The following is an 18,281-nucleotide window of genomic DNA, read 5'->3' on the forward strand; positions in this document are numbered from 1 at the left end:
AACCCTGCCGCTGTGGTTTGCCTGACACAACGCGTCGGTTGAATTTACGACTGCGTCCCAGCCAGTCGCAGGGCAAGCCCCGCGCCTGCACGAGAACTCCGGTCTGTCCTGGAATACCCCGCAATGTCCGATTACCTGCTGCAAATGAACGGCATCGTCAAAGCCTTCGGCGGTGTCAAAGCCCTCAACGGGATCGATATCAAGGTGCGCCCCGGCGAGTGCGTCGGCCTGTGTGGCGAGAACGGCGCCGGCAAGTCCACGCTGATGAAAGTCCTGTCCGCGGTGTACCCATACGGTACCTGGGAGGGTGAAATCCTCTGGGACGGCGAACCGCTCAAAGCCCATTCCATCAGTGAAACCGAAGCGGCCGGCATCGTCATCATCCATCAGGAACTGACCCTGGTGCCCGACCTTTCGGTGGCTGAAAACATCTTCATGGGCCACGAACTCACGCTGCCCGGCGGGCGCATGAATTACCCGGCGATGATTCATCGCGCCGAAGCCCTGATGCGCGAGCTGAAGGTGCCCGACATGAACGTCGCGCTGCCGGTTTCCCAGTATGGCGGCGGCTATCAGCAACTGGTCGAAATCGCCAAGGCGCTGAACAAGAAGGCGCGCCTGCTGATTCTCGATGAACCCTCTTCGGCCCTGACCCGCTCGGAAATCGACGTGTTGCTCGACATCATCCGCGACCTCAAGGCCAAGGGCGTGGCGTGCGTCTACATCTCCCACAAACTCGATGAAGTCGCGGCGGTGTGCGACACCATTTCAGTGATCCGCGACGGCAAGCACATTGCAACCACGGCCATGGCCGACATGGACATCGCGCAGATCATCACGCAGATGGTCGGCCGTGAAATGAGCAACCTCTATCCCACCGAGCCTCACGACATCGGCGAGGTGATATTCGAGGCCAGACACGTCACGTGTCATGACGTAGACAATCCGAAACGCAAGCGCGTCGACGACATCTCGTTCGTACTCAGGCGCGGGGAAATTCTCGGCATTGCCGGCCTGGTCGGTGCCGGTCGCACCGAGCTGGTGTCGGCCCTGTTCGGCTCCTATCCCGGCCGCTATCAGGCCGAAGTCTGGCTGGACGGCAAGCCGATCGACACCCGGACGCCGCTCAAGTCGATTCGCGCCGGGCTGTGCATGGTCCCTGAGGACCGCAAGCGTCAGGGCATCATTCCCGACCTGGGCGTCGGTCAGAACATCACCCTGGCGGTGCTCGACAGCTTTGCGCACCTGACGCGCATCGATGCTGAAGCCGAACTGGGCAGCATCGACAAGGAAATCTCGCGCATGCACCTGAAAACCGCGAGCCCGTTTCTGCCCATCACCAGCCTCTCCGGCGGCAACCAGCAAAAGGCCGTGCTGGCGAAAATGCTCCTTACCCAGCCCCGCGTGCTGATCCTCGACGAGCCCACCCGCGGCGTCGATGTCGGTGCCAAGTACGAGATCTACAAGCTGATGGGCGCGCTGGCCGCCCAGGGTGTGTCGATCATCATGGTGTCGTCCGAGCTGGCCGAGGTGCTGGGCGTTTCCGACCGCGTGCTGGTGATCGGCGACGGCCAGTTGCGCGGCGACTTCCTCAATCAGGGGCTGACTCAGGAGCAGGTCCTCGCTGCCGCACTCAGCCAGCCCCAAGGACATAACGATAATGATCGACCGGATGCCGTGGGGAGAAGCGCGTAAATGAATCAGGTCAAACAACTCTTCACCCGCTACAAGATGCTTGCGCTGGTCATCGCCATTGCGCTGATCTGGGTGTTTTTCAGCTGGCAGACCGAGGGCGGTTTCGTCACGCCGCGCAACCTCTCCAACCTGCTGCGGCAGATGTCGATCACCGGAATTCTCGCGTGCGGCATGGTGCTGGTGATCATCAGCGGCGAAATCGACCTGTCCGTCGGCTCGCTGTTGGGTTTGCTGGGCGGCGTCGCGGCCATCCTCGACGTGGTCTACCACGTACCGCTGCCGCTGAACCTGGCCATCGTCGCGGCATGCGGGTTGGTGATCGGCCTTGCCAATGGCTGCATGACGGCTTACCTGCGCATCCCCTCGTTCATCGTCGGTCTGGGCGGAATGCTGGCGTTTCGCGGGATTCTGCTGGGCATCACCGGCGGCACGACGATCGCCCCGGTTTCGCCGCAACTGGTGTATGTCGGTCAGGGCTACCTGCCGCCGCTGGCGGGCGTCACGCTGGGTGTGCTGCTGTTCGCCCTGACGCTGTTCCTGACCTGGCGCCAGCGTCGCAACCGTGCGCTGCACGGCCTCGCTGCGCATGCCCTGACGCGCGATGTCGTGCGGGTGCTGGCCATCGGCGCCGTGCTGGCGGGCTTCGTCTACACCCTGAACAGCTACGACGGGATTCCCGTGCCGGTGCTGTTGCTGCTGGTGTTGCTGGGGGTGTTCAGCTACATCACCAGCCAGACGGTGTTCGGCCGCCGCATCTATTCGGTGGGCAGCAACATGGAGGCCACGCGCCTTTCCGGCATCAATGTGCAGGCCGTGAAGCTGTGGATTTTCGGCATCATGGGCGTCATGTGCGCACTGGCCGGTCTGGTCAACACTGCGCGGCTGGCAGCCGGCTCGCCCTCGGCGGGCAACATGGGCGAACTCGACGCGATTGCCGCGTGCTTCATCGGCGGAACGTCCATGCGCGGCGGCTCCGGCACCGTCTACGGCGCGCTGCTCGGTGCACTGGTCATCACCAGCCTGGACAACGGCATGTCGATGCTCGACGTCGACAGTTACTGGCAGATGATCGTCAAAGGCAGCATCCTGGTGCTGGCTGTGTGGGTCGATGTGAGCACGCGTAGCGGACGGCGCTGAGGCCAAAAGGGACCCAGTGCAAGCAGGCTGGCTTCTGCAGAAAACGTGGTCGGCGACAGACACGGCTTCTGCAGAAGCACGCTTGCACCCACCGGGTCGAAATCCCGATCGACATCGGTTCTGAAATCCCGCACAAAGCGCTACGCTGACGCCCACGCCCCTTCTGCGGAAACCCGATGCGCCCACGTCTATTCGCCCTGCTCCTGGCATGTCTATGCGCAAGCGCAGCCGCCGAACCCACCACCTGCCCTGCCGGCGAAAAACTCATCTGCCTGAACGGTTGCTTCTGTCTGCCGGACATCGGCCAGGTACTGGGCAGCGGCATGCCCACCGACATCACCCGGATCGCCGGGCCAGCCCTGGCGTTGTGGCTCAGCCAGTCTCGCGCCGAAGCCGCAACCGGTCTGACCCAACCCATTCCCGAACAGATTCGCGAGAAACTGCTGCGCTGGTACCCTGCCAGCGTCCTCGATGCAGCGCTGTACAAGGTCGGCGACGACGGTGAGCTCAGCGCAGCCCACGCCATGATGCAAAACCCCGATATCGGCGCCGTCACGCTGATCGACATCATCGTGTTCCGCAGCGCCAGTGACGCCGAAAACAACGTTGCCCTGTGGGCCCACGAGCTCAAACACGTGCAGCAATATCAGGAATGGGGCGTCGACGGATTCGCCCAGCGCTACACCCAGGATTTCAACGCCGTGGAAGCACCGGCGTACGAGATACAGACGACCGTCAGCCGGGTGGTGCGTGGGCTGGATCCGTGAACCGGCTGTCGCCGCAAGCTGCGCGTGGCAGGAGCTGAATCGCTCGTCTGCCGGAGTGCCATGTCGCCTGCAAAACGCCAATCACCGCCCTTCCAGCAACTCCCCGGCCTTGTCCAGCAAGCCCAGCGGATCATCGGTTTTGTGGATGTCCACCGAGAGCAACTGGCGGAATTTTCGTGCGCCGGGGAAGCCGGTGCCCAAGCCCAGCACGTGGCGGGTGATGTGGTGCATTGCCCCGCCGTCGCGCAGGTGCGCGGCCACGTAAGGGCGCATCTGCGCCAGGGCTTCGGCGCGCGAGATGGGCGGTCGGCTGTCACCGAACAGTTCGCGGTCGACATCAGCCAGCAGGTACGGGTTGTGGTACGCCTCGCGGCCCAGCATCACGCCATCGAATGTCTTGAGGTGGGCCTGGCACTGCTCCAGGGTCTTGATGCCGCCGTTGAGGATGAACTCAAGATCAGGGAAATCCTGCTTCAGACGCGCGGCCACGTCATAGCGCAAGGGCGGGATTTCGCGGTTTTCCTTGGGCGACAGGCCCTCAAGAATGGCGATGCGGGCATGCACGGTGAAGCTGGTGCAGCCAGCGTCGCGTACCGTACCCACGAATTCGCACAGCTGCTCATAGCTGTCGCGGCCGTTGATGCCGATGCGATGTTTGACGGTGACCGGGATCGACACCGCGTCGCGCATGGCCTTGACGCAGTCGGCGACCAGCTGTGGATGACCCATCAACACCGCGCCGATCAGGTTGTTCTGCACCCGATCGCTTGGGCAACCGACATTGAGGTTGACCTCGTCGTAGCCCGCTGTCTGAGCCAGGCGAGCGCTGGCCGCCAGGTCCACCGGATTACTGCCACCCAATTGCAGGGCCAGCGGGTGCTCGGTCTGGTCATGGCGCAGGAAACGTTCGGCGTCGCCATGCAACAGCGCACCCGTCGTCACCATCTCCGTATAGAGCAGCGCATTCTTCGACAGCAGGCGCAGGAAGAATCGGCAGTGACGGTCAGTCCAGTCCATCATGGGCGCCACGCAGAAGCGCCGCGAAGGGTGAACTGGCTGACTGGCGTTGGAAGAGGCGGTCATCGGCAACATGGAATCGATCAGACGGTCAGGCGTAAAGGGCGCGTAGTTTACCAGTTCGCGGGGAATTAGCAGTCAGCCATAAAAAAACCCGCCGAAGCGGGTTGTTTTTTCAGTTCATGGCCATCCCGAGATCCGTTCGGTAGCGCTCCGCGCGATGGCTGATCATCCTTGATCTCTGAAGCGGGTCCTTTGCTTCAGTTGATGGATCCAATCTACCGCCCCCGCCCGACGTTTCATAGGGCAAGTTTTCGTCATCGCGTGTAAGCCTTTCGCTATGGCTGCAGCGCGAAAATAACCTCTGTCAGTCAGCTACAAGCGCATTGGCGACCGCCTGCATCCACAGCGCAACTGCGAAAGCGCCCGGATCCACGTGGCCCAGGACCCGCTCGCCGAGATAAGACGAGCGGCCCTTGGCTGGCAACAGGTGGCGCGTCTGTTCGGCACCCGCCTGCGCGGCGCTCGCCATCTCAGTCGCGGCGCGCAGCGAGGTCACGTCCTGAGGCTGGCTGGCGAGAGCGGTCGCTGCCGGAATCAACGCATCGAGCATCGTCCGATCGCCAGCGTTGGCTCCGCCGAGTCTGATCATCGCCTCGCAACCGGCCTGCAACGCCTGCGCCCACGCCGCTATCGTATCCGGATGAGGATGCGCGGCCAGGGTGACGCCCGCGCGCAGGGCGAACACGGAATACAGTGGACCGGACGTGCCGCCTAACACCCGCCGCAGAATCGCCGACAGCTGCTGAAGCGCCACTCCGGGGCGGTCGAGGGCAAGCGAGTCCAGGGCGTCGTCGATTGCCCTGGCGCCACGGGCGAGGCTGATGCCGATATCGCCGTCACCCACCCGTGAATCCAGCTCAGTCAACACGGACTCGTTGTCCTGCAGCGCATGACTGACAGCCTGAAGGACAGCGCGCATTGCATGCTCGTTGCGCTGCGGCCACCCGCTGCCCTGAAGCGTGTCCTGCTCGGCGGTCTTGACGCGAGGAATCCGTCGGATAGCCGCGACAGGTACGGTCATCCCGTGCCAAGCACTGGCGTCGCTGGGCGCCTGCAGGCGCTTCAATGTCCGGTCATCGACCCGCATCAGGGAAAGGGAGCAGCCGGCCATCTCCAGCGCCGTCAGAAACGTGCCCACCATCGCCGCCTCGACGTTGATCCCGCGAGACGTACATCCCGCCAGGACATGCCGCGCAACAATGTCGAGTTCCTGCACGGCGCTGCCACCCAGGTTGTTGACCATCAGGGCGACACGATCTCCACGTTCCAGCGACCCTCGCTCGACAATCCGCTGCAGCAGAACCTCGACCATGGCGTCCGCTGGCTGAATCCGGCCGCGCCGCACGCCGCTTTCGCCATGAATTCCCAGGCCATATTCAACGTCGTCCTCTGCAATCGCGAAGCCCGGTTGACCCGCCGCAGGGACGGTGCACGGGCTGAGCGCCAGGCCCATGCTGAACAGGCCGGCCGCAGCGTCCTGCGCTTCAGCCTTGACCTGCGCGAGGGACAGACCGGCCTCGGCAGCCGCCCCGGCGACCTTGTGAATGAACACCGTGCCGGCAATCCCTCGTCGCCCGACGCGTCCTGCGTCGTCATCCAGTGCCACGTCATCGCCGACCACTAGCATCTCGACCCTGACGCCGGCGGCAGAGGCGATTTCTGCTGCCAGTCCGAAATTCAGCCGGTCGCCGGTGTAGTTCTTCACCACCAACAACACGCCCGCCGGACCGGCCACGGTCATGATCGCGCTGAGCACCGCATCCACGCTCGGCGATGTAAACACCGGCCCCGCCACCGCCGCAGTGAGCATGCCCCTGCCAACGTAGCCACCATGCGCCGGCTCGTGACCGGCGCCGCCGCCGGAGACGATGCTCACCTTCCCGGCCATCATCAGGTCCTGATAATCGCTGCGCACGACGATGTTCTCGCCCTCCAGCAGAACCCGGCGCTGATCCGCCATAACGACGCCTTCAAGCATCTCGTCGACCACGCGCAGCGGATCGTTGATCAGTTTCTTCATGGTGGTTGCCCCTTGTCCCGAATCGGTCCTCAGCACAATAGACGAAGGTGGCGGGAACAACCTGCCGCGCCCATGCTCCAACCAGTCTGGATCGAGCGTCCGCCCTTCTCGGCTACCGACAACCCTGCCACTTGGCAGCCCGCGAACAGGGCTGTTCAATCAATCGCCCGGCGAAAACGCTGGCAGGCTGTTTGCGCAAACGCAGGCCGCTGAATCAGCGGGTTTGTTGCGGTTTACGCCCTTGAGTGACCGGCGACGCTCGGGTAATGTCATCAAACCCACAGGACAGAGCACGCTCATGACTTCCAAGCTGGAACAACTCAAGCAATTCACGACCGTCGTTGCCGACACCGGCGATTTCGCCGCCATCGAAAAGCTCAAGCCGGTCGATGCAACGACCAACCCTTCCCTGCTGCTCAAGGCGGGTTCGAGCGACAGCAACGCTGACCGCCTGAAAGAAGCCTTCACCGGCGCCAAGGGCGACATCAATCTGGCGAGCGACCGTTTCGCCGTCGCCATCGGCCGCGAAATCCTCAAAGTGGTGCCGGGCCGCGTTTCCACCGAAGTGGACGCCCGCATCTCGTTCGACACCCAGGCTTGCATTGCACGCGCCGAGCGTATCGTCGGCCTGTATGAAGAGTTCGGTATCGGTCGCGACCGCATCCTGATCAAGCTGGCCTCGACCTGGGAAGGTATCAAGGCGGCCGAGCAACTGGAAAAGAAAGGCATTCAGTGCAACCTGACCCTGCTGTTCTCCTTCGCTCAGGCCCAGGCGTGTGCCGACGCTGGCGTGTTCCTGATTTCGCCATTCGTGGGCCGCATCTACGACTGGTACAAGAAAGCCGAAGGCAAGGATTACGTCGGTGCAGAAGATCCGGGCGTGAAATCCGTGACCCGCATCTACAACTACTACAAGGCCAATGACTACAAGACCGTCGTCATGGGCGCCAGCTTCCGCAACCTGAGCCAGATCGAGCAACTGGCCGGTTGTGATCGCCTGACCATCAGCCCTGACCTGCTGCAGAAACTCTCCGAAGACACCGGCACGCTGGAACAGAAACTCAAGCCAGGCAACGGCGGCGAGCCTCGCGTGACGCTGAACGAAAGCCAGTTCCGCTGGGCGTCCAACGAAGATGCGATGGCCACCGAGAAACTGGCCGAAGGTATCCGCCAGTTCGCCCGCGATCAGGAAAAACTCGAAGCGCTGCTGTCCGCCAAGCAGTAACGCATAGAGCACAAAAAGGGCGGCACCTTCACAGGTGCCGCCCTTTTTCATGCCCGCATTTCAGAGACCGGGCGAATGCCGAGCTTACTGATGCTCCAGCGCGTTGACCAGGTCGCGAAACGCTTCGCGATTGGAGTCGTTCAGCCCCATGAGGATCTTGTGCGCTTCCAGCACCTTGGCCTTGACCACATCTTCGCACTGATCCTGCGACGGAAGATCGCTCAGCGCCTCGGGCCGCGGAATCGGTCGGCCGACGATGTTGAACACCTGATCGAAGCCCATCGACTGCAACAGGCGCGTGATGTCTTCGTGGGTGGTCACGACGGTCGGCAAGAGCCCTGCTTTCTGACGTGACAGAATGGACAGCTTGGCCAGCAGGCCGAGTGTCGTACTGTCAATGCTGCGGGTTTCGGTCAGATCGATCACCACGGTCGAAAAATTCATCGAGGTGAAGATCCGCTCAATCGTCGCATCCAACGCCGAGCATAGAGTCAGACGCACTTCACCCACGAATTTCAGGACGAAAGTGCCATCTTGCTCGGCAAACTGGATTCTACCGGTACTCATTAAAGGTTCCTGCTCAACACTAACAAGGCGATATCATCCGGCATCTCCCCGAGTGTGGCCAATCCAAACTTACGACGCAGGCCATCCAGGCTGCCGCCCGCCGACTTGACCAGTTCGGGCAAGTTGGCTTCTTTCTCTTTCAGTGTATCACCTGGCAAAAGATCCAGAATGCCATCAGACAGCAGGGTCAGACTGAAGGACTCGGGCAGATCCAGCACGTGGTCCGAGTAAGTCGCTTCATTGAACAGCCCCACCGGCAAACCGCGGCCTTCGAGATAACGGGTCTCGGCAGGCGTATACAGCACCGGAAGCGGCAGATGGCCGCCGACACTGTAGGTCAATTGCCCGGATTCTTCATCGATCACCCCGCCCACCATCGTCACATGCTTGCCCAGCTTGCAGCTGATCAGACCGCGATTGATGTGGCCGAGGACCTCCGAAGGCTTGAATTCCGGCAAGCTGCCGCCGCGCTTGGATTCGAACAGCAAGCGCGTGGTCATGAACTTCAGCAGCACGGTAATGAATGCCGATGAAGCGCCATGACCGGAGACATCCGCCAGATAAAATGCCACGCGGCGCTCGTCGACCCGGAAATAATCGACGAAATCGCCGGAAAGGTACAGTGACGGGATGATTTCATGTTCGAATTCGAACGCGTCGATCGCCCAGGGACTGGTCGGCAGCATGTTCATCTGCACCTGGCGACCGGCATCCTGATCTTCCTGAAGCAGGTGCAGGCTGGCCTCGAGCTCGCGATTGGCGGTCTCCAGCTTCTGTCGGTACTGCTTGTTCTCCTGCAGCAGCCGGGCACGGTCCAGCGCGCGTCGCACCGAGTGCTCCAGCACGGCAAGGTCTTCCAGCGGTTTGATCAGGTAATCGGCCGCACCCAGACGCAATGCCTCGACGGCATCGCTCATGACACCCGCACCGGACACCACGATGACCGGTGTTTCCGGCGCAAGGCTGGTGACCTGGCGAATCAGCTCAAGGCCGCCGACTTGCGGCATGCGCAGGTCGCAGATCACCAGATCGGGCTTTTCCTGCTCGAATGTCTGTAGACCCTGCTGGCCGTTTCCGGCTTGCAGGACGCTGAACCCACTGTCTTCCAAATAGGCCGCGAGACTCGCGCGCACTACTTCGTCGTCATCGATAATCAGCAGCGTGGCACTGGTTTTTTGCATGTGGGCAAACGGCGCCAGATTAGGTTGGCGTAAACGGTCGGATTCTGTCAGACCGTTTACTGGATTCGCTTCTAGCCTCTCTGGTTCCAGGCGGCGGACTTTTGGTCAAACGCTTCACGTGTACAGAGGTGCCCTTCAAGGCGCAGACGGTACTCCCATCCGACGGGCGTTTCAAGCTCGCTCCAGCGGTCGGCCAACGTCTTTACACCGCAAATCGCCGAGAGTTATAAGAACCCTCAAATCAGCAACGAAAACGAAGGATGAGCCATGGGCCAGATCGATCGCGACTACGCCGAGAAACGAGACTACATCCGCATGCGGGTCGACGCCGACATCAGCCTGATCTACGCCGGCCAGATCATTCCGGCCGTGTGCGTGGATTTATCGAGCTCCGGCATGCAGATACAGGCGCCGCGCACGTTCAAGGTCGGGGACAAGATCAGCGTGCGCATCGACTCCGAACACGCAGCGCTCAAAGGTCTTGAGGCCGATACCGAAGTCGTCTGGATTGCCGATGTCGACGGCGGCGAGCAGAAACTGGGCCTCACCATCCTTGCAATGAAGTGATGGCACTGCGGAACTGCTTCACAGTTTCGAAAAAATCCGAAAAAAGAAAAAGGCGACCCGAAGGCCGCCTTTTTTGCATCTCGCAACCGCCGGCAACGATTAAAAATCGTCGACGACCTTGCCATCCTTGACCTTGAACTCGCGGTTCTGCAGGTATGCGTTGCGGATGAAAATGTACTTGTCGCCGTTGATCAGCTTTTCAGCCGACAACAGGCTGGCGCGTGTATCGACCACGCTCACGCCGAGCGCCGTATTACGGGTCGGCACGTGATTGATGTAGCGGTAAGGCAGCGTATAGGTGTCAGGGTATTTCGCCACGGCATCACGCACGGTGCTTGGGCCGAAAAACGGCAGCATCACGAACGGACCGCTTTCGACGCCCCAGTGGCCCAGCGTCTGGCCGAAGTCCTCATCATTGCGTTGCAGGCCCATCTTGGTGCCGACATCGAAGAAGCCCAGCAGGCCGAAGGTGGTGTTGACGATCAGGCGGGCCGTGTCGACGCCGGCCGCTTCTGGCTTGGCCTGAAGCACATCGTTGGCGAAGTTGGTGACCTCACCGATATTCTTGAACATGTTGTGGATGCCGTCTTCGAGGAACTGCGGCGTGATGAACTCGTAACCCTGGGCAATCGGTTTCAACGCATAGGTATCAAGCGTGTCGTTGAAACGGAAAATTGCGCGGTTGACGCCTTCCCATGGGTCTTCTTCAGCCGCTTGAGCGGCCATCGGCATGACGGCCAGGCCGGCCCAGAAACATGTTCGTACCAGACGATTGATAAAGCCTGCACCGGTCACGGGCATAGCTGAGACTCCCAGTCAAAGTAATGAAGCGGGCGCTACGCCCCCAAACCAAAGGCTGGGAGTATAAAGCGTTCTGCGATTATTTACCCCGCCCAATACAGGGTGAGTTCTGTCAGGCATAAACATTTGCCTATCAAGTCATCTTCCGGTCATCGCATTGTCATGCAAATCCCTTAGCGTCATTCCCCATTTGAGAGGGAATTCCATGCTTGCCCCCGTTGCTTCCCCCGTCCCGTCGTTTACCGCCGTGCTGTTCGGCCTGAGTGGCTGCCTGGTCGACTTCGGGGCGCAGACGCGGACGTTGCGCAGCGTCGATGGCAAATCCTTTCATTCCCACAATGCACAGCCGTTCGCCACACCTACTCCCGGCGCGCTGCATGCGCTTAAACAGCTCAAGCAGCAGGGCATCCCGTGTGCCTGGATCGATGAATATCCCGCCGCTATTGCAGAACAACTGGCCGAGCCGCTGCACGGTCTGATTCAGCCGACGCCGGTACCGAACCACCACTGGCCCGCGCCGGACGCCTGCTGGCAGGCGCTGATGACACTCAACGTGGGCCAGCTCGATGGCTGCGTACTGGTCAGCGGCGACCCGCGCCTGCTGATGGCTGGTCTCAACGCAGGCCTGTGGACGGTCGGTCTGGCCTCGTGCGGCCCGTTGTGTGGCCTGTCGCCTGCGCAGTGGGAAAACCTCAGCGACCTGGATCGCGAACGCCGTCGCGCCAGGGCCACCCTTGAGTTGTACGCCAGCGGCGCGCACTCGGTCATAGACCACTTGGGCGAACTGGATTCCTGCCTCGCAGACATCACCCTTCGCCGTCAGAAGTCAGAGAAGCCTTAGCACGAAGGTGTCATGCAAGCTCGCCAAGAGTGGATTAGTCTTACGATGTAAAGGACCTTTGCCCACACGCTGCGGTCCATGCTGAGACTATCAATGAAGGGAGCACCCTATGCCCGCCCGCGAACTGCAAGCACAACTCGACACCCTGCGCGAGCAACTGGAGCAGAACCCGCCGCTGACTGAAGAAGAACGCGTGCATTTGAATGAGCTGATGGCGCAGATACAAGCCGAGATCGCCGTCGAAACCGCGACGCCGGACAACAACCTTGCCGATGGCGTCAACCTGGCGGTCGAGCGCTTCGAACTGGAACACCCGGGAATTGCCGGCACCCTGCGCAACATCGTGCAGACACTGGGCAATATCGGGATCTGAAGCGGCCCTTTGGCAAGCGCTTACGGGGCGCGAACTCATTTGCAAAGGGCCGGCAGAGGCGACACGCGTGTCGCCTGCCAGATTTTCTGCGAATGAATTCGCTCCCAGAGCATCTTGCCCAGTCAATCGCTGGTGACCGGCGCCGCGAGTACAAACTTGCTTACAGAACGGCTTCCCACCTTCTGATCACTGCGGCTTGATCACTGCCGCGCCAGGCGGCCATTTTCCAGCGTGAGTGTCTCGGTGCTGCGATAAGGGTTGATGTCCAGTCCGCCGCGACGCACATACCGCGCATACACCGTCAGCGTTTCAGGCTTCAGCAAACGCTGCAGGTCCATGAAGATTCGCTCCACGCATTGCTCGTGGAAATCCGAATGCTGGCGAAAACTCACGATATAAGCCAGAAAACTCGCATGATCCAGCGCCGCGCCCCGGTAGTGCACCGCTACACTGCCCCAGTCCGGCTGACTGGTCACCGGGCAGTTGGACTTGAGCAGATGACTGTGCAGCGCCTCTTCGATCACCTGCGATTCGTCACAGCGCAACAGCTCCGGCTGAGGCCGGTCATAGCTGCTGATGGACACGTCCAGGTCATCGACGCAGACACCGGGTACCGCCTCGATGCCCGCGGCCTCGATGTCCTTGAGCGAACGGATGCGCACGCCCACCGGTTTGCCGGCAGCTGTCGACAGGTCCTGTTCCAGTGTGGCTACCAGATCGGCCTGGGAAGCGAACGGCGTCTGGTTCAGCGAGTTGAGATACAGCTTGAAGGACTTCGATTCGATGATATTCGGCGAATCGGCGGGAATGCTGAATTCCCCGATCGCCACCACCGGCTTGCCCGACGGCAACAACCAGGACAGCTCGTAGCAATTCCAGAAATCGACGCCCTTATACGGCAACGTCTCGGCAGTCAGCCCCAGTTCCGCCCACTTGGCGGTGCGCGAAATGGGAAACAGCAGAGACGGCGTATAGGTGGCAATGTATTCACTGGACTTGCCCAGCGGCGAGTGTTCGGCTGCGGGATGCATGACGGGACCTGAACCTGAAAACGGATGTAATGACCAAGGCCAGGAGTTTATAGGTTTTGTCCCGCGCTTTCAGCGATTACTCGGCGATGGCGATTTTTCCGACCATGCCCGCCTGATAATGCCCCGGAATGTTGCAGGCGAATTCAAGATCGGTGGCTTTGCTGAACGTCCAGGTGAGCTCGGCGGTCTTGCCCGGTTCGACCAGCACGCTGTTGGGATCATCGTGCTTCATGCCTGCGCCGCCGTGATCCATGCCCGGCATGTCATCGTGTTTCATCGCATCGTGGTTCATGCCTGTGGAGGTCAGCATGCCGCTGGCGACCATTTTCAGCATTTCCTGTTGATGCGCCGCGTGCATCGCGGCGTCTCCCAGATTGAACTCGTGCAACAGCTGGCCCTTGTTGACCAGTACAAAGCGAACCGTTTCGCCTTCTTTGACGGTCAGCGTCTTGGGTTCGAAATACATATCGCCCAAGGTCAGCTCGACCGTGCGCGTGGCCTGTTCCGCTTTTGCCGGATGACCGAAGGCGAAATGCTCACCCGGTGAGGCCTGCGACGACAGGCTCGCGCCCAGCAACAGGGCAGCAGCGACAAAACGAGCGAACATGTGGATCTCCAGTCAACGACAATCGATGGGGATACCTTAGGCCTTCGCCGCTGGCAATGAGCTGACCGCAGGATTACAACTTTGTAAGCTTGGCCCCTGCCCTGTCCGCTCACGCTATAAAGCGTGCCTGCCAGGCGTTCCCATGAATACGAGCCACCCATGAAATTACTGATCATCGAAGATCAAGCGAAAACCGGCCAATACCTGCGTCAGGGCCTGAACGAAGCCGGTTTCAACACTGAACTGGTCGCAGACGGGACGACCGGACAGCACCTGGCGCTGACCGGCGAATATGCGCTGCTGATTCTCGACGTCATGCTACCCGGCCGCGACGGCTGGCAGATCCTGCAAGCCGTGCGCGGCGCGGGCCTGGACACTCCGGTGCTGTTTCTGACCGCTCGCGACGCCGTGGCTGACCGGGTTCGCGGTCTGGAACTGGGTGCGGACGATTACCTTGTCAAGCCGTTCGCGTTTTCCGAGTTGCTGGCCCGAGTGCGCAGCCTGCTGCGGCGCGGCAGCAGCAGCCATCAAGAAACCCATCTGCAACTTGCCGACCTGCGACTGGACCTGCTCCGGCGCCGCGTCGAGCGTAATGGCCAGCGCATCGACCTGACCGCCAAGGAGTTCGCTCTGCTCGAGTTGATGCTGCGCCGTCAGGGCGAAGTGCTGCCCAAGTCGCTGATCGCTTCGCAGGTCTGGGACATGAATTTCGACAGCGACACCAATGTCATTGAAGTGGCGATCCGGCGTCTGCGCCTCAAGGTCGATGACGATTACCCCGACAAGCTGATCCACACTGTGCGCGGCATGGGCTATGTGCTCGAAGAGCGCGGCCTGTGAGGCTCAGGCGTATTTCACTCGGCAGTCGGCTGGCGCTGCTGTTCGCCGCCTGCACCTCGGTGGTCTCACTCACCGCAGGCATCCTCTTCAATCAGGCCAGTGAAACCCACTTTCTGGAGCTCGATCAGCAACTGCTGGACAGCAAACTGCCGACCTTGCGCGGGGCGTTGGCCGACGTCTCCAGCGTCGAACAGCTCACTGCACGCAAACCGGCGCTGCAGGCCGAGCTGAGTCACTCGCCCGACCTTGCGCTACAGGTCCGCAGCCCCGACGGCTCGCTGTGGTTCGACAGCCTGAACAGCGCGCTGCCGGACACGGCGGCCCACACGGGCCTGCACACCCTGAACGACAACCAGACGTCTTACCGCGCTTACACCGTTGCCCTGCAACCCGACCGGCCCGAATCGCCAACGCTGACATTGCTGCTGGACATTACCCATCACCAGCACTTCCTCGAACGCATGCAGCGCCTGATCTGGCTGACCGTCGGCCTGTCTGCGCTGGCCACTGCGCTGCTCGGTGCCTGGGCGGCTCGCAGTGGTCTGCGGCCCTTGCGCAACATGAGCGAAATCGCCGCCAGCGTTTCCGCCAGTTCGCTGACCACGCGCCTGCCTCATCAGGAAATGCCTGCGGAGCTTGCGGAGTTGAGTCAGGCTTTCAACGCGATGCTCGGGCGCCTGGACGATGCCTTCCAGCGGCTGTCGGCGTTTTCAGCCGACATCGCCCATGAACTGCGCACGCCGCTGTCGAATCTGCTGACGCACACCCAGGTCACCCTGACCCGTCCGCGCGACCGTGAGGAATACCGCGAGGCGCTGCTGGGCAATCTGGAGGAGATGCAATGGATGGCGCAGATGGTCAACGACATGCTTTACCTGGCCAAGGCCGAGCACGGTTTGCTCAATCCCGACCGCGAACGGCTGCAACTGGCGGATGAAACCGACGCGCTGCTGGAATTCTTTCTGCCGCTCGCCGAAGAGGCCGACGTGAGTCTGAGCCGCGAGGGCGAAGCGACACTGGCGGGCGACCGCCACATGCTGCGCCGCGCCCTGTCGAATCTGCTGGACAACGCGTTGCGCTTTACGCCCGCACAGGGCCGGGTGGCGGTGAAACTGGAATCATCTGTCCAGCGCGTGCGGATTGGTATAGAAAACACAGGCCCAACCATTCCGGCGGAGGCGCTCCCGCGGCTCTTTGATCGGTTTTATCGCGCTGACCCGGCACGTCATGAGGGCAGCAGTGAACATGCGGGGTTGGGGCTGGCGATTACCCAGTCGATCATCAAGTCCCATGGCGGGACGATCCGTTGTGAATCGCGGGAGGGCGTGACGCGGTTCTTGATTGAATTGCCCATCTGAAACCGCCGTCCCCTGTAGGAACGTGGCTTGTCCCGCGATCTTCCGGGAACCGGCAGCAAACCCATACGCCACAGCAGTGTCAGGAGAAGCGCATCGACAGGACTCACTGACGCTGCGAGTCAGATCGCGGGACAAGCCACGCTCCTACAGGTCAAGCGCGAGCGTTAGCTGAAGTCTGCGAGACCCCAGCGTCTTACTCATACCGCAGCGCATGGGCCGGCTGAATCTGCGAGGCGCGATACGCAGGGTAGATCGTCGCCAGAAAGCTCAGGATCAACCCTGCCGCACAGATCATCACCACGTCACTCCCCTCGAGCTGCGACGGCAGATTGCTGATGAAATAAACGTCGGACGTGAAGATATGTTGCCCGGTGATGCGCTCCACCCAGCCGACCAACTGGCTGACATTGATGGCGGCAATCACCCCGAGCACGCCGCCGATGATCGTGCCGACGATGCCAATGACCGTGCCCTGGACCATGAAGATGGTCATGATCTGCCGAGGCGTGGCGCCGATGGTGCGCAGAATCGCGATGTCGGCACCCTTGTCGTTCACCACCATGATCAGCGTCGCGATGATATTGAACGCCGCGACCGCGACGATCATCAGCAGCAACAGGCCAATCATGGTCTTTTCCATTTTCATCGCGCTGAACAGACTGCCCTGCGTATGGGTCCAGTCATCGGCCTTATAGTCCGCGCCCAGCCCGCCGGCAATCGCCGTCGAGACCTGCGGCGCGGCGTACAGATCGGTGAGCGCCAGACGCACACCTTGCACCTGATTGGGTTGCCAGCGTTGAATCACGGCAGCATCGGCAACGTTGACCAGCGCCATGGAACCGTCAAGCTCGGCGCCGACCTTGAAGACGCCCACCACGGTCAACCGCTGCAGGCGCGGCGTGATGCCACCCGGCGCGCTGCTGATCTCGGGGACGATCAGGGTAATTTTGTCGCCAACGCTCAAGCGGAAGCGTCGCGCTGTGATTTCGCCGATCACCACGCCGAACTCACCCGCTTTGAGGTCCTGCAGACGGCCCTGGACGATGTGCTGGGTGACGATCGAGACTTGCGATTCCAGCGCCGGGTCGACACCGTTGATCTGGATCGGCTGCATGGCGCCCTTGTACGACAGCATGCCGTCCATTTCAGTGAACGGCACCGCGGCGGTGACTTGTGGATCCTTGAGCGCCGCCCTGGCCGCCGGCTGCCAGTCGTCCAGCGGCTTGACCCCGGAGATGACCGCGTGCGGCACCATGCCCAGGATGCGCGAGCTCATTTCCTTCTGAAAGCCGTTCATCACGGACAACACGACAATCATCGCCAGCACGCCCAGCGCCAGCCCGATCATCGACGTCATCGAAATGAACGAGATGAAGTGGTTGCGGCGCTTGGCCCGGGTGTAGCGCGTGCCGATGAAGATGGATAACGGTCTGAACATTCGTGGAGCACCGTAGCTGAATAGGATCACCCCGGCACCCCATAGGAGCGCCGGGTTCAATGCATCACGCCTCGACGAGGCGGCCTTCTTCCAGACGCCAGACGCGGTCCATCTGCCGGGCCAGCGCCATGTCGTGAGTCACCACCAGAAACGCGGTGCGCGACGACGTGCTGAGCTCCAGCATCAGGTCCTGAATACCTTGCGCGGTGTGGGAGTCGAGGTTGCCGGTCGGTTCATCGAGCATGACCAGCCCGGGCTGATTGACCAGCGCGCGCGCGATCGCCACGCGCTGACGTTCGCCGCCGGAGAGTTCGGAAGGCTTGTGCGCCAGACGGTGCTTGAGGCCGACCCGCTCCAGCAAAGCGGTCGCGCGCTGACGGGCTTCAGGGATCGGCGTCTTGCCGATCAGCAGCGGCATGCAGACGTTTTCCAGCGCGGTGAACTCCGGCAGCAAGTGGTGGAACTGGTAAACGAAACCCAGCGCCCGGTTGCGCAACAGGCCACGGGCCTTTTCATTCAACGCGGAGAGCTCCTCGCCCGCCAGCCAGACGCTGCCTTCGGTGGGCGTGTCCAGGCCGCCGAGCAGGTTGAGCAAGGTACTTTTGCCGGAACCGGAGCTGCCGACGATGGCCACGCGCTCGCCCGCGTGCAGTTCAAGTTGCAGGCCCGAGAGGACTACCACGGACTCCGGCCCTTCCTCGTAGGATTTGCCCAGATTGCGGCAACTCAATACAGCTTTATCACTCATGCCCG

18 protein-coding genes are annotated in these 18,281 nt (G+C 61.5%); 9 read left to right on the top strand and 9 right to left on the bottom strand.

The features are described 5' to 3' along the window. The first annotated feature begins 123 nt into the window (after positions 1-123). From xylG to BMZ10_RS07185, 3 genes are all read left to right on the top strand, one after another. Positions 124-1,695 carry a D-xylose ABC transporter ATP-binding protein gene (xylG, locus tag BMZ10_RS07175; RefSeq protein ID WP_093459293.1) on the top strand — a complete coding sequence of 524 codons (1,572 nt, stop codon included), beginning with the start codon at positions 124-126 and terminating at the stop codon, positions 1,693-1,695. After that, entirely contained in the window at positions 1,696-2,832 is a 1,137-nt protein-coding gene (locus BMZ10_RS07180; RefSeq protein ID WP_093459294.1) for a sugar ABC transporter permease, read from the top strand. Between the two features lie 176 nt (positions 2,833-3,008). Next, positions 3,009-3,599: an eCIS core domain-containing protein gene (locus BMZ10_RS07185; RefSeq protein ID WP_093459295.1), complete on the top strand. Its 591-nt coding sequence runs from the start codon at positions 3,009-3,011 to the stop codon at positions 3,597-3,599. Between the two features lie 81 nt (positions 3,600-3,680). Here the strand turns inward: BMZ10_RS07185 and dusA are convergent, their stop codons facing one another. Both dusA and dhaL read right to left on the bottom strand, forming a co-directional pair. Then, a complete protein-coding gene (gene dusA / locus BMZ10_RS07190; protein WP_256214437.1) occupies positions 3,681-4,682 on the bottom strand; it encodes a tRNA dihydrouridine(20/20a) synthase DusA in 1,002 nt (333 codons plus the stop codon). A gap of 301 nt (positions 4,683-4,983) precedes the next feature. Continuing rightward, a complete protein-coding gene (gene dhaL, locus BMZ10_RS07195) occupies positions 4,984-6,699 on the bottom strand; it encodes a dihydroxyacetone kinase subunit DhaL (protein ID WP_093459297.1) in 1,716 nt (571 codons plus the stop codon). A gap of 298 nt (positions 6,700-6,997) precedes the next feature. Here dhaL and tal point away from each other — a divergent pair, with 298 nt between their 5' ends. Beyond that, positions 6,998-7,924 carry a transaldolase gene (gene tal, locus BMZ10_RS07200; protein WP_093459298.1) on the top strand — a complete coding sequence of 309 codons (927 nt, stop codon included), beginning with the start codon at positions 6,998-7,000 and terminating at the stop codon, positions 7,922-7,924. 84 nt (positions 7,925-8,008) lie between these two features. On the opposite strand, the gene rssC is transcribed toward tal, so the two are convergent. Both rssC and rssB read right to left on the bottom strand, forming a co-directional pair. Further along, complete coding sequence (gene rssC / locus BMZ10_RS07205) at positions 8,009-8,491, bottom strand: anti-sigma factor antagonist RssC (protein WP_037009276.1); 483 nt, start codon at positions 8,489-8,491, stop codon at positions 8,009-8,011. Then, a complete protein-coding gene (gene rssB / locus BMZ10_RS07210; protein WP_093459299.1) occupies positions 8,491-9,672 on the bottom strand; it encodes a two-component system response regulator RssB in 1,182 nt (393 codons plus the stop codon). The genes rssC and rssB overlap by 1 nt, the downstream gene beginning before the upstream one ends. Positions 9,673-9,939: 267 nt before the next feature. On the opposite strand from rssB, the gene BMZ10_RS07215 reads away from it, so the two are divergent. Continuing rightward, positions 9,940-10,239: a PilZ domain-containing protein gene (locus BMZ10_RS07215; protein ID WP_093459300.1), complete on the top strand. Its 300-nt coding sequence runs from the start codon at positions 9,940-9,942 to the stop codon at positions 10,237-10,239. A gap of 99 nt (positions 10,240-10,338) precedes the next feature. Here the strand turns inward: BMZ10_RS07215 and BMZ10_RS07220 are convergent, their stop codons facing one another. Next, a complete protein-coding gene (locus BMZ10_RS07220; RefSeq protein WP_093459301.1) occupies positions 10,339-11,040 on the bottom strand; it encodes an MlaA family lipoprotein in 702 nt (233 codons plus the stop codon). 205 nt (positions 11,041-11,245) lie between these two features. Here BMZ10_RS07220 and BMZ10_RS07225 point away from each other — a divergent pair, with 205 nt between their 5' ends. Further along, positions 11,246-11,881: an HAD superfamily inactivated hydrolase PcrP gene (locus tag BMZ10_RS07225; protein ID WP_093459302.1), complete on the top strand. Its 636-nt coding sequence runs from the start codon at positions 11,246-11,248 to the stop codon at positions 11,879-11,881. Between the two features lie 109 nt (positions 11,882-11,990). After that, positions 11,991-12,254 carry a DUF4404 family protein gene (locus BMZ10_RS07230; RefSeq protein WP_093459303.1) on the top strand — a complete coding sequence of 88 codons (264 nt, stop codon included), beginning with the start codon at positions 11,991-11,993 and terminating at the stop codon, positions 12,252-12,254. Between the two features lie 200 nt (positions 12,255-12,454). Here BMZ10_RS07230 and queF read toward each other — a convergent pair whose 3' ends face one another. Next, a complete protein-coding gene (gene queF / locus BMZ10_RS07235) occupies positions 12,455-13,285 on the bottom strand; it encodes an NADPH-dependent 7-cyano-7-deazaguanine reductase QueF (protein ID WP_093459304.1) in 831 nt (276 codons plus the stop codon). A gap of 76 nt (positions 13,286-13,361) precedes the next feature. Next, positions 13,362-13,892 (bottom strand): copper-resistant cuproprotein CopI, encoded by a 531-nt coding sequence (locus BMZ10_RS07240; RefSeq protein WP_093459305.1) that lies wholly within the window; start codon positions 13,890-13,892, stop codon positions 13,362-13,364. A gap of 159 nt (positions 13,893-14,051) precedes the next feature. On the opposite strand from BMZ10_RS07240, the gene BMZ10_RS07245 reads away from it, so the two are divergent. Together BMZ10_RS07245 and BMZ10_RS07250 are read left to right on the top strand one after the other, a co-directional pair. Continuing rightward, positions 14,052-14,732, top strand: coding sequence for a heavy metal response regulator transcription factor (locus BMZ10_RS07245; RefSeq protein ID WP_093459306.1), 681 nt, complete (start codon positions 14,052-14,054; stop codon positions 14,730-14,732). Beyond that, positions 14,729-16,090 (top strand): heavy metal sensor histidine kinase, encoded by a 1,362-nt coding sequence (locus BMZ10_RS07250; RefSeq protein WP_093459307.1) that lies wholly within the window; start codon positions 14,729-14,731, stop codon positions 16,088-16,090. Before BMZ10_RS07245 ends, BMZ10_RS07250 begins: the two co-directional genes overlap by 4 nt. Before the next feature lie 193 nt (positions 16,091-16,283). On the opposite strand, the gene BMZ10_RS07255 is transcribed toward BMZ10_RS07250, so the two are convergent. Both BMZ10_RS07255 and lolD read right to left on the bottom strand, forming a co-directional pair. Then, complete coding sequence (locus BMZ10_RS07255; RefSeq protein WP_093459308.1) at positions 16,284-17,528, bottom strand: lipoprotein-releasing ABC transporter permease subunit; 1,245 nt, start codon at positions 17,526-17,528, stop codon at positions 16,284-16,286. Positions 17,529-17,592: 64 nt separating this feature from the next. Continuing rightward, positions 17,593-18,276: a lipoprotein-releasing ABC transporter ATP-binding protein LolD gene (lolD, locus tag BMZ10_RS07260; protein ID WP_177182059.1), complete on the bottom strand. Its 684-nt coding sequence runs from the start codon at positions 18,274-18,276 to the stop codon at positions 17,593-17,595. Positions 18,277-18,281: the final 5 nt, after the last annotated feature.

The organism is Pseudomonas sp. NFR16 (assembly GCF_900108875.1).
In the GTDB taxonomy this organism is placed as follows: domain Bacteria; phylum Pseudomonadota; class Gammaproteobacteria; order Pseudomonadales; family Pseudomonadaceae; genus Aquipseudomonas.

Bases quoted from the DNA above. Each gene is read 5' to 3' on its own strand.
- BMZ10_RS07220 (WP_093459301.1), bottom strand. From the start codon at position 11,040: ATGCCCGTGACCGGTGCAGGCTTTATCAATCGTCTGGTACGAACATGT.
- rssB (WP_093459299.1), bottom strand. From the start codon at position 9,672: ATGCAAAAAACCAGTGCCACGCTGCTGATTATCGATGACGACGAAGTA.
- BMZ10_RS07225 (WP_093459302.1), top strand. From the start codon at position 11,246: ATGCTTGCCCCCGTTGCTTCCCCCGTCCCGTCGTTTACCGCCGTGCTG.
- tal (WP_093459298.1), top strand. From the start codon at position 6,998: ATGACTTCCAAGCTGGAACAACTCAAGCAATTCACGACCGTCGTTGCC.
- dusA (WP_256214437.1), bottom strand. From the start codon at position 4,682: ATGACCGCCTCTTCCAACGCCAGTCAGCCAGTTCACCCTTCGCGGCGC.
- BMZ10_RS07255 (WP_093459308.1), bottom strand. From the start codon at position 17,528: ATGTTCAGACCGTTATCCATCTTCATCGGCACGCGCTACACCCGGGCC.
- lolD (WP_177182059.1), bottom strand. From the start codon at position 18,276: ATGAGTGATAAAGCTGTATTGAGTTGCCGCAATCTGGGCAAATCCTAC.
- BMZ10_RS07215 (WP_093459300.1), top strand. From the start codon at position 9,940: ATGGGCCAGATCGATCGCGACTACGCCGAGAAACGAGACTACATCCGC.
- rssC (WP_037009276.1), bottom strand. From the start codon at position 8,491: ATGAGTACCGGTAGAATCCAGTTTGCCGAGCAAGATGGCACTTTCGTC.
- BMZ10_RS07180 (WP_093459294.1), top strand. From the start codon at position 1,696: ATGAATCAGGTCAAACAACTCTTCACCCGCTACAAGATGCTTGCGCTG.
- BMZ10_RS07245 (WP_093459306.1), top strand. From the start codon at position 14,052: ATGAAATTACTGATCATCGAAGATCAAGCGAAAACCGGCCAATACCTG.
- BMZ10_RS07230 (WP_093459303.1), top strand. From the start codon at position 11,991: ATGCCCGCCCGCGAACTGCAAGCACAACTCGACACCCTGCGCGAGCAA.
- BMZ10_RS07240 (WP_093459305.1), bottom strand. From the start codon at position 13,892: ATGTTCGCTCGTTTTGTCGCTGCTGCCCTGTTGCTGGGCGCGAGCCTG.
- xylG (WP_093459293.1), top strand. From the start codon at position 124: ATGTCCGATTACCTGCTGCAAATGAACGGCATCGTCAAAGCCTTCGGC.
- BMZ10_RS07185 (WP_093459295.1), top strand. From the start codon at position 3,009: ATGCGCCCACGTCTATTCGCCCTGCTCCTGGCATGTCTATGCGCAAGC.
- queF (WP_093459304.1), bottom strand. From the start codon at position 13,285: ATGCATCCCGCAGCCGAACACTCGCCGCTGGGCAAGTCCAGTGAATAC.
- dhaL (WP_093459297.1), bottom strand. From the start codon at position 6,699: ATGAAGAAACTGATCAACGATCCGCTGCGCGTGGTCGACGAGATGCTT.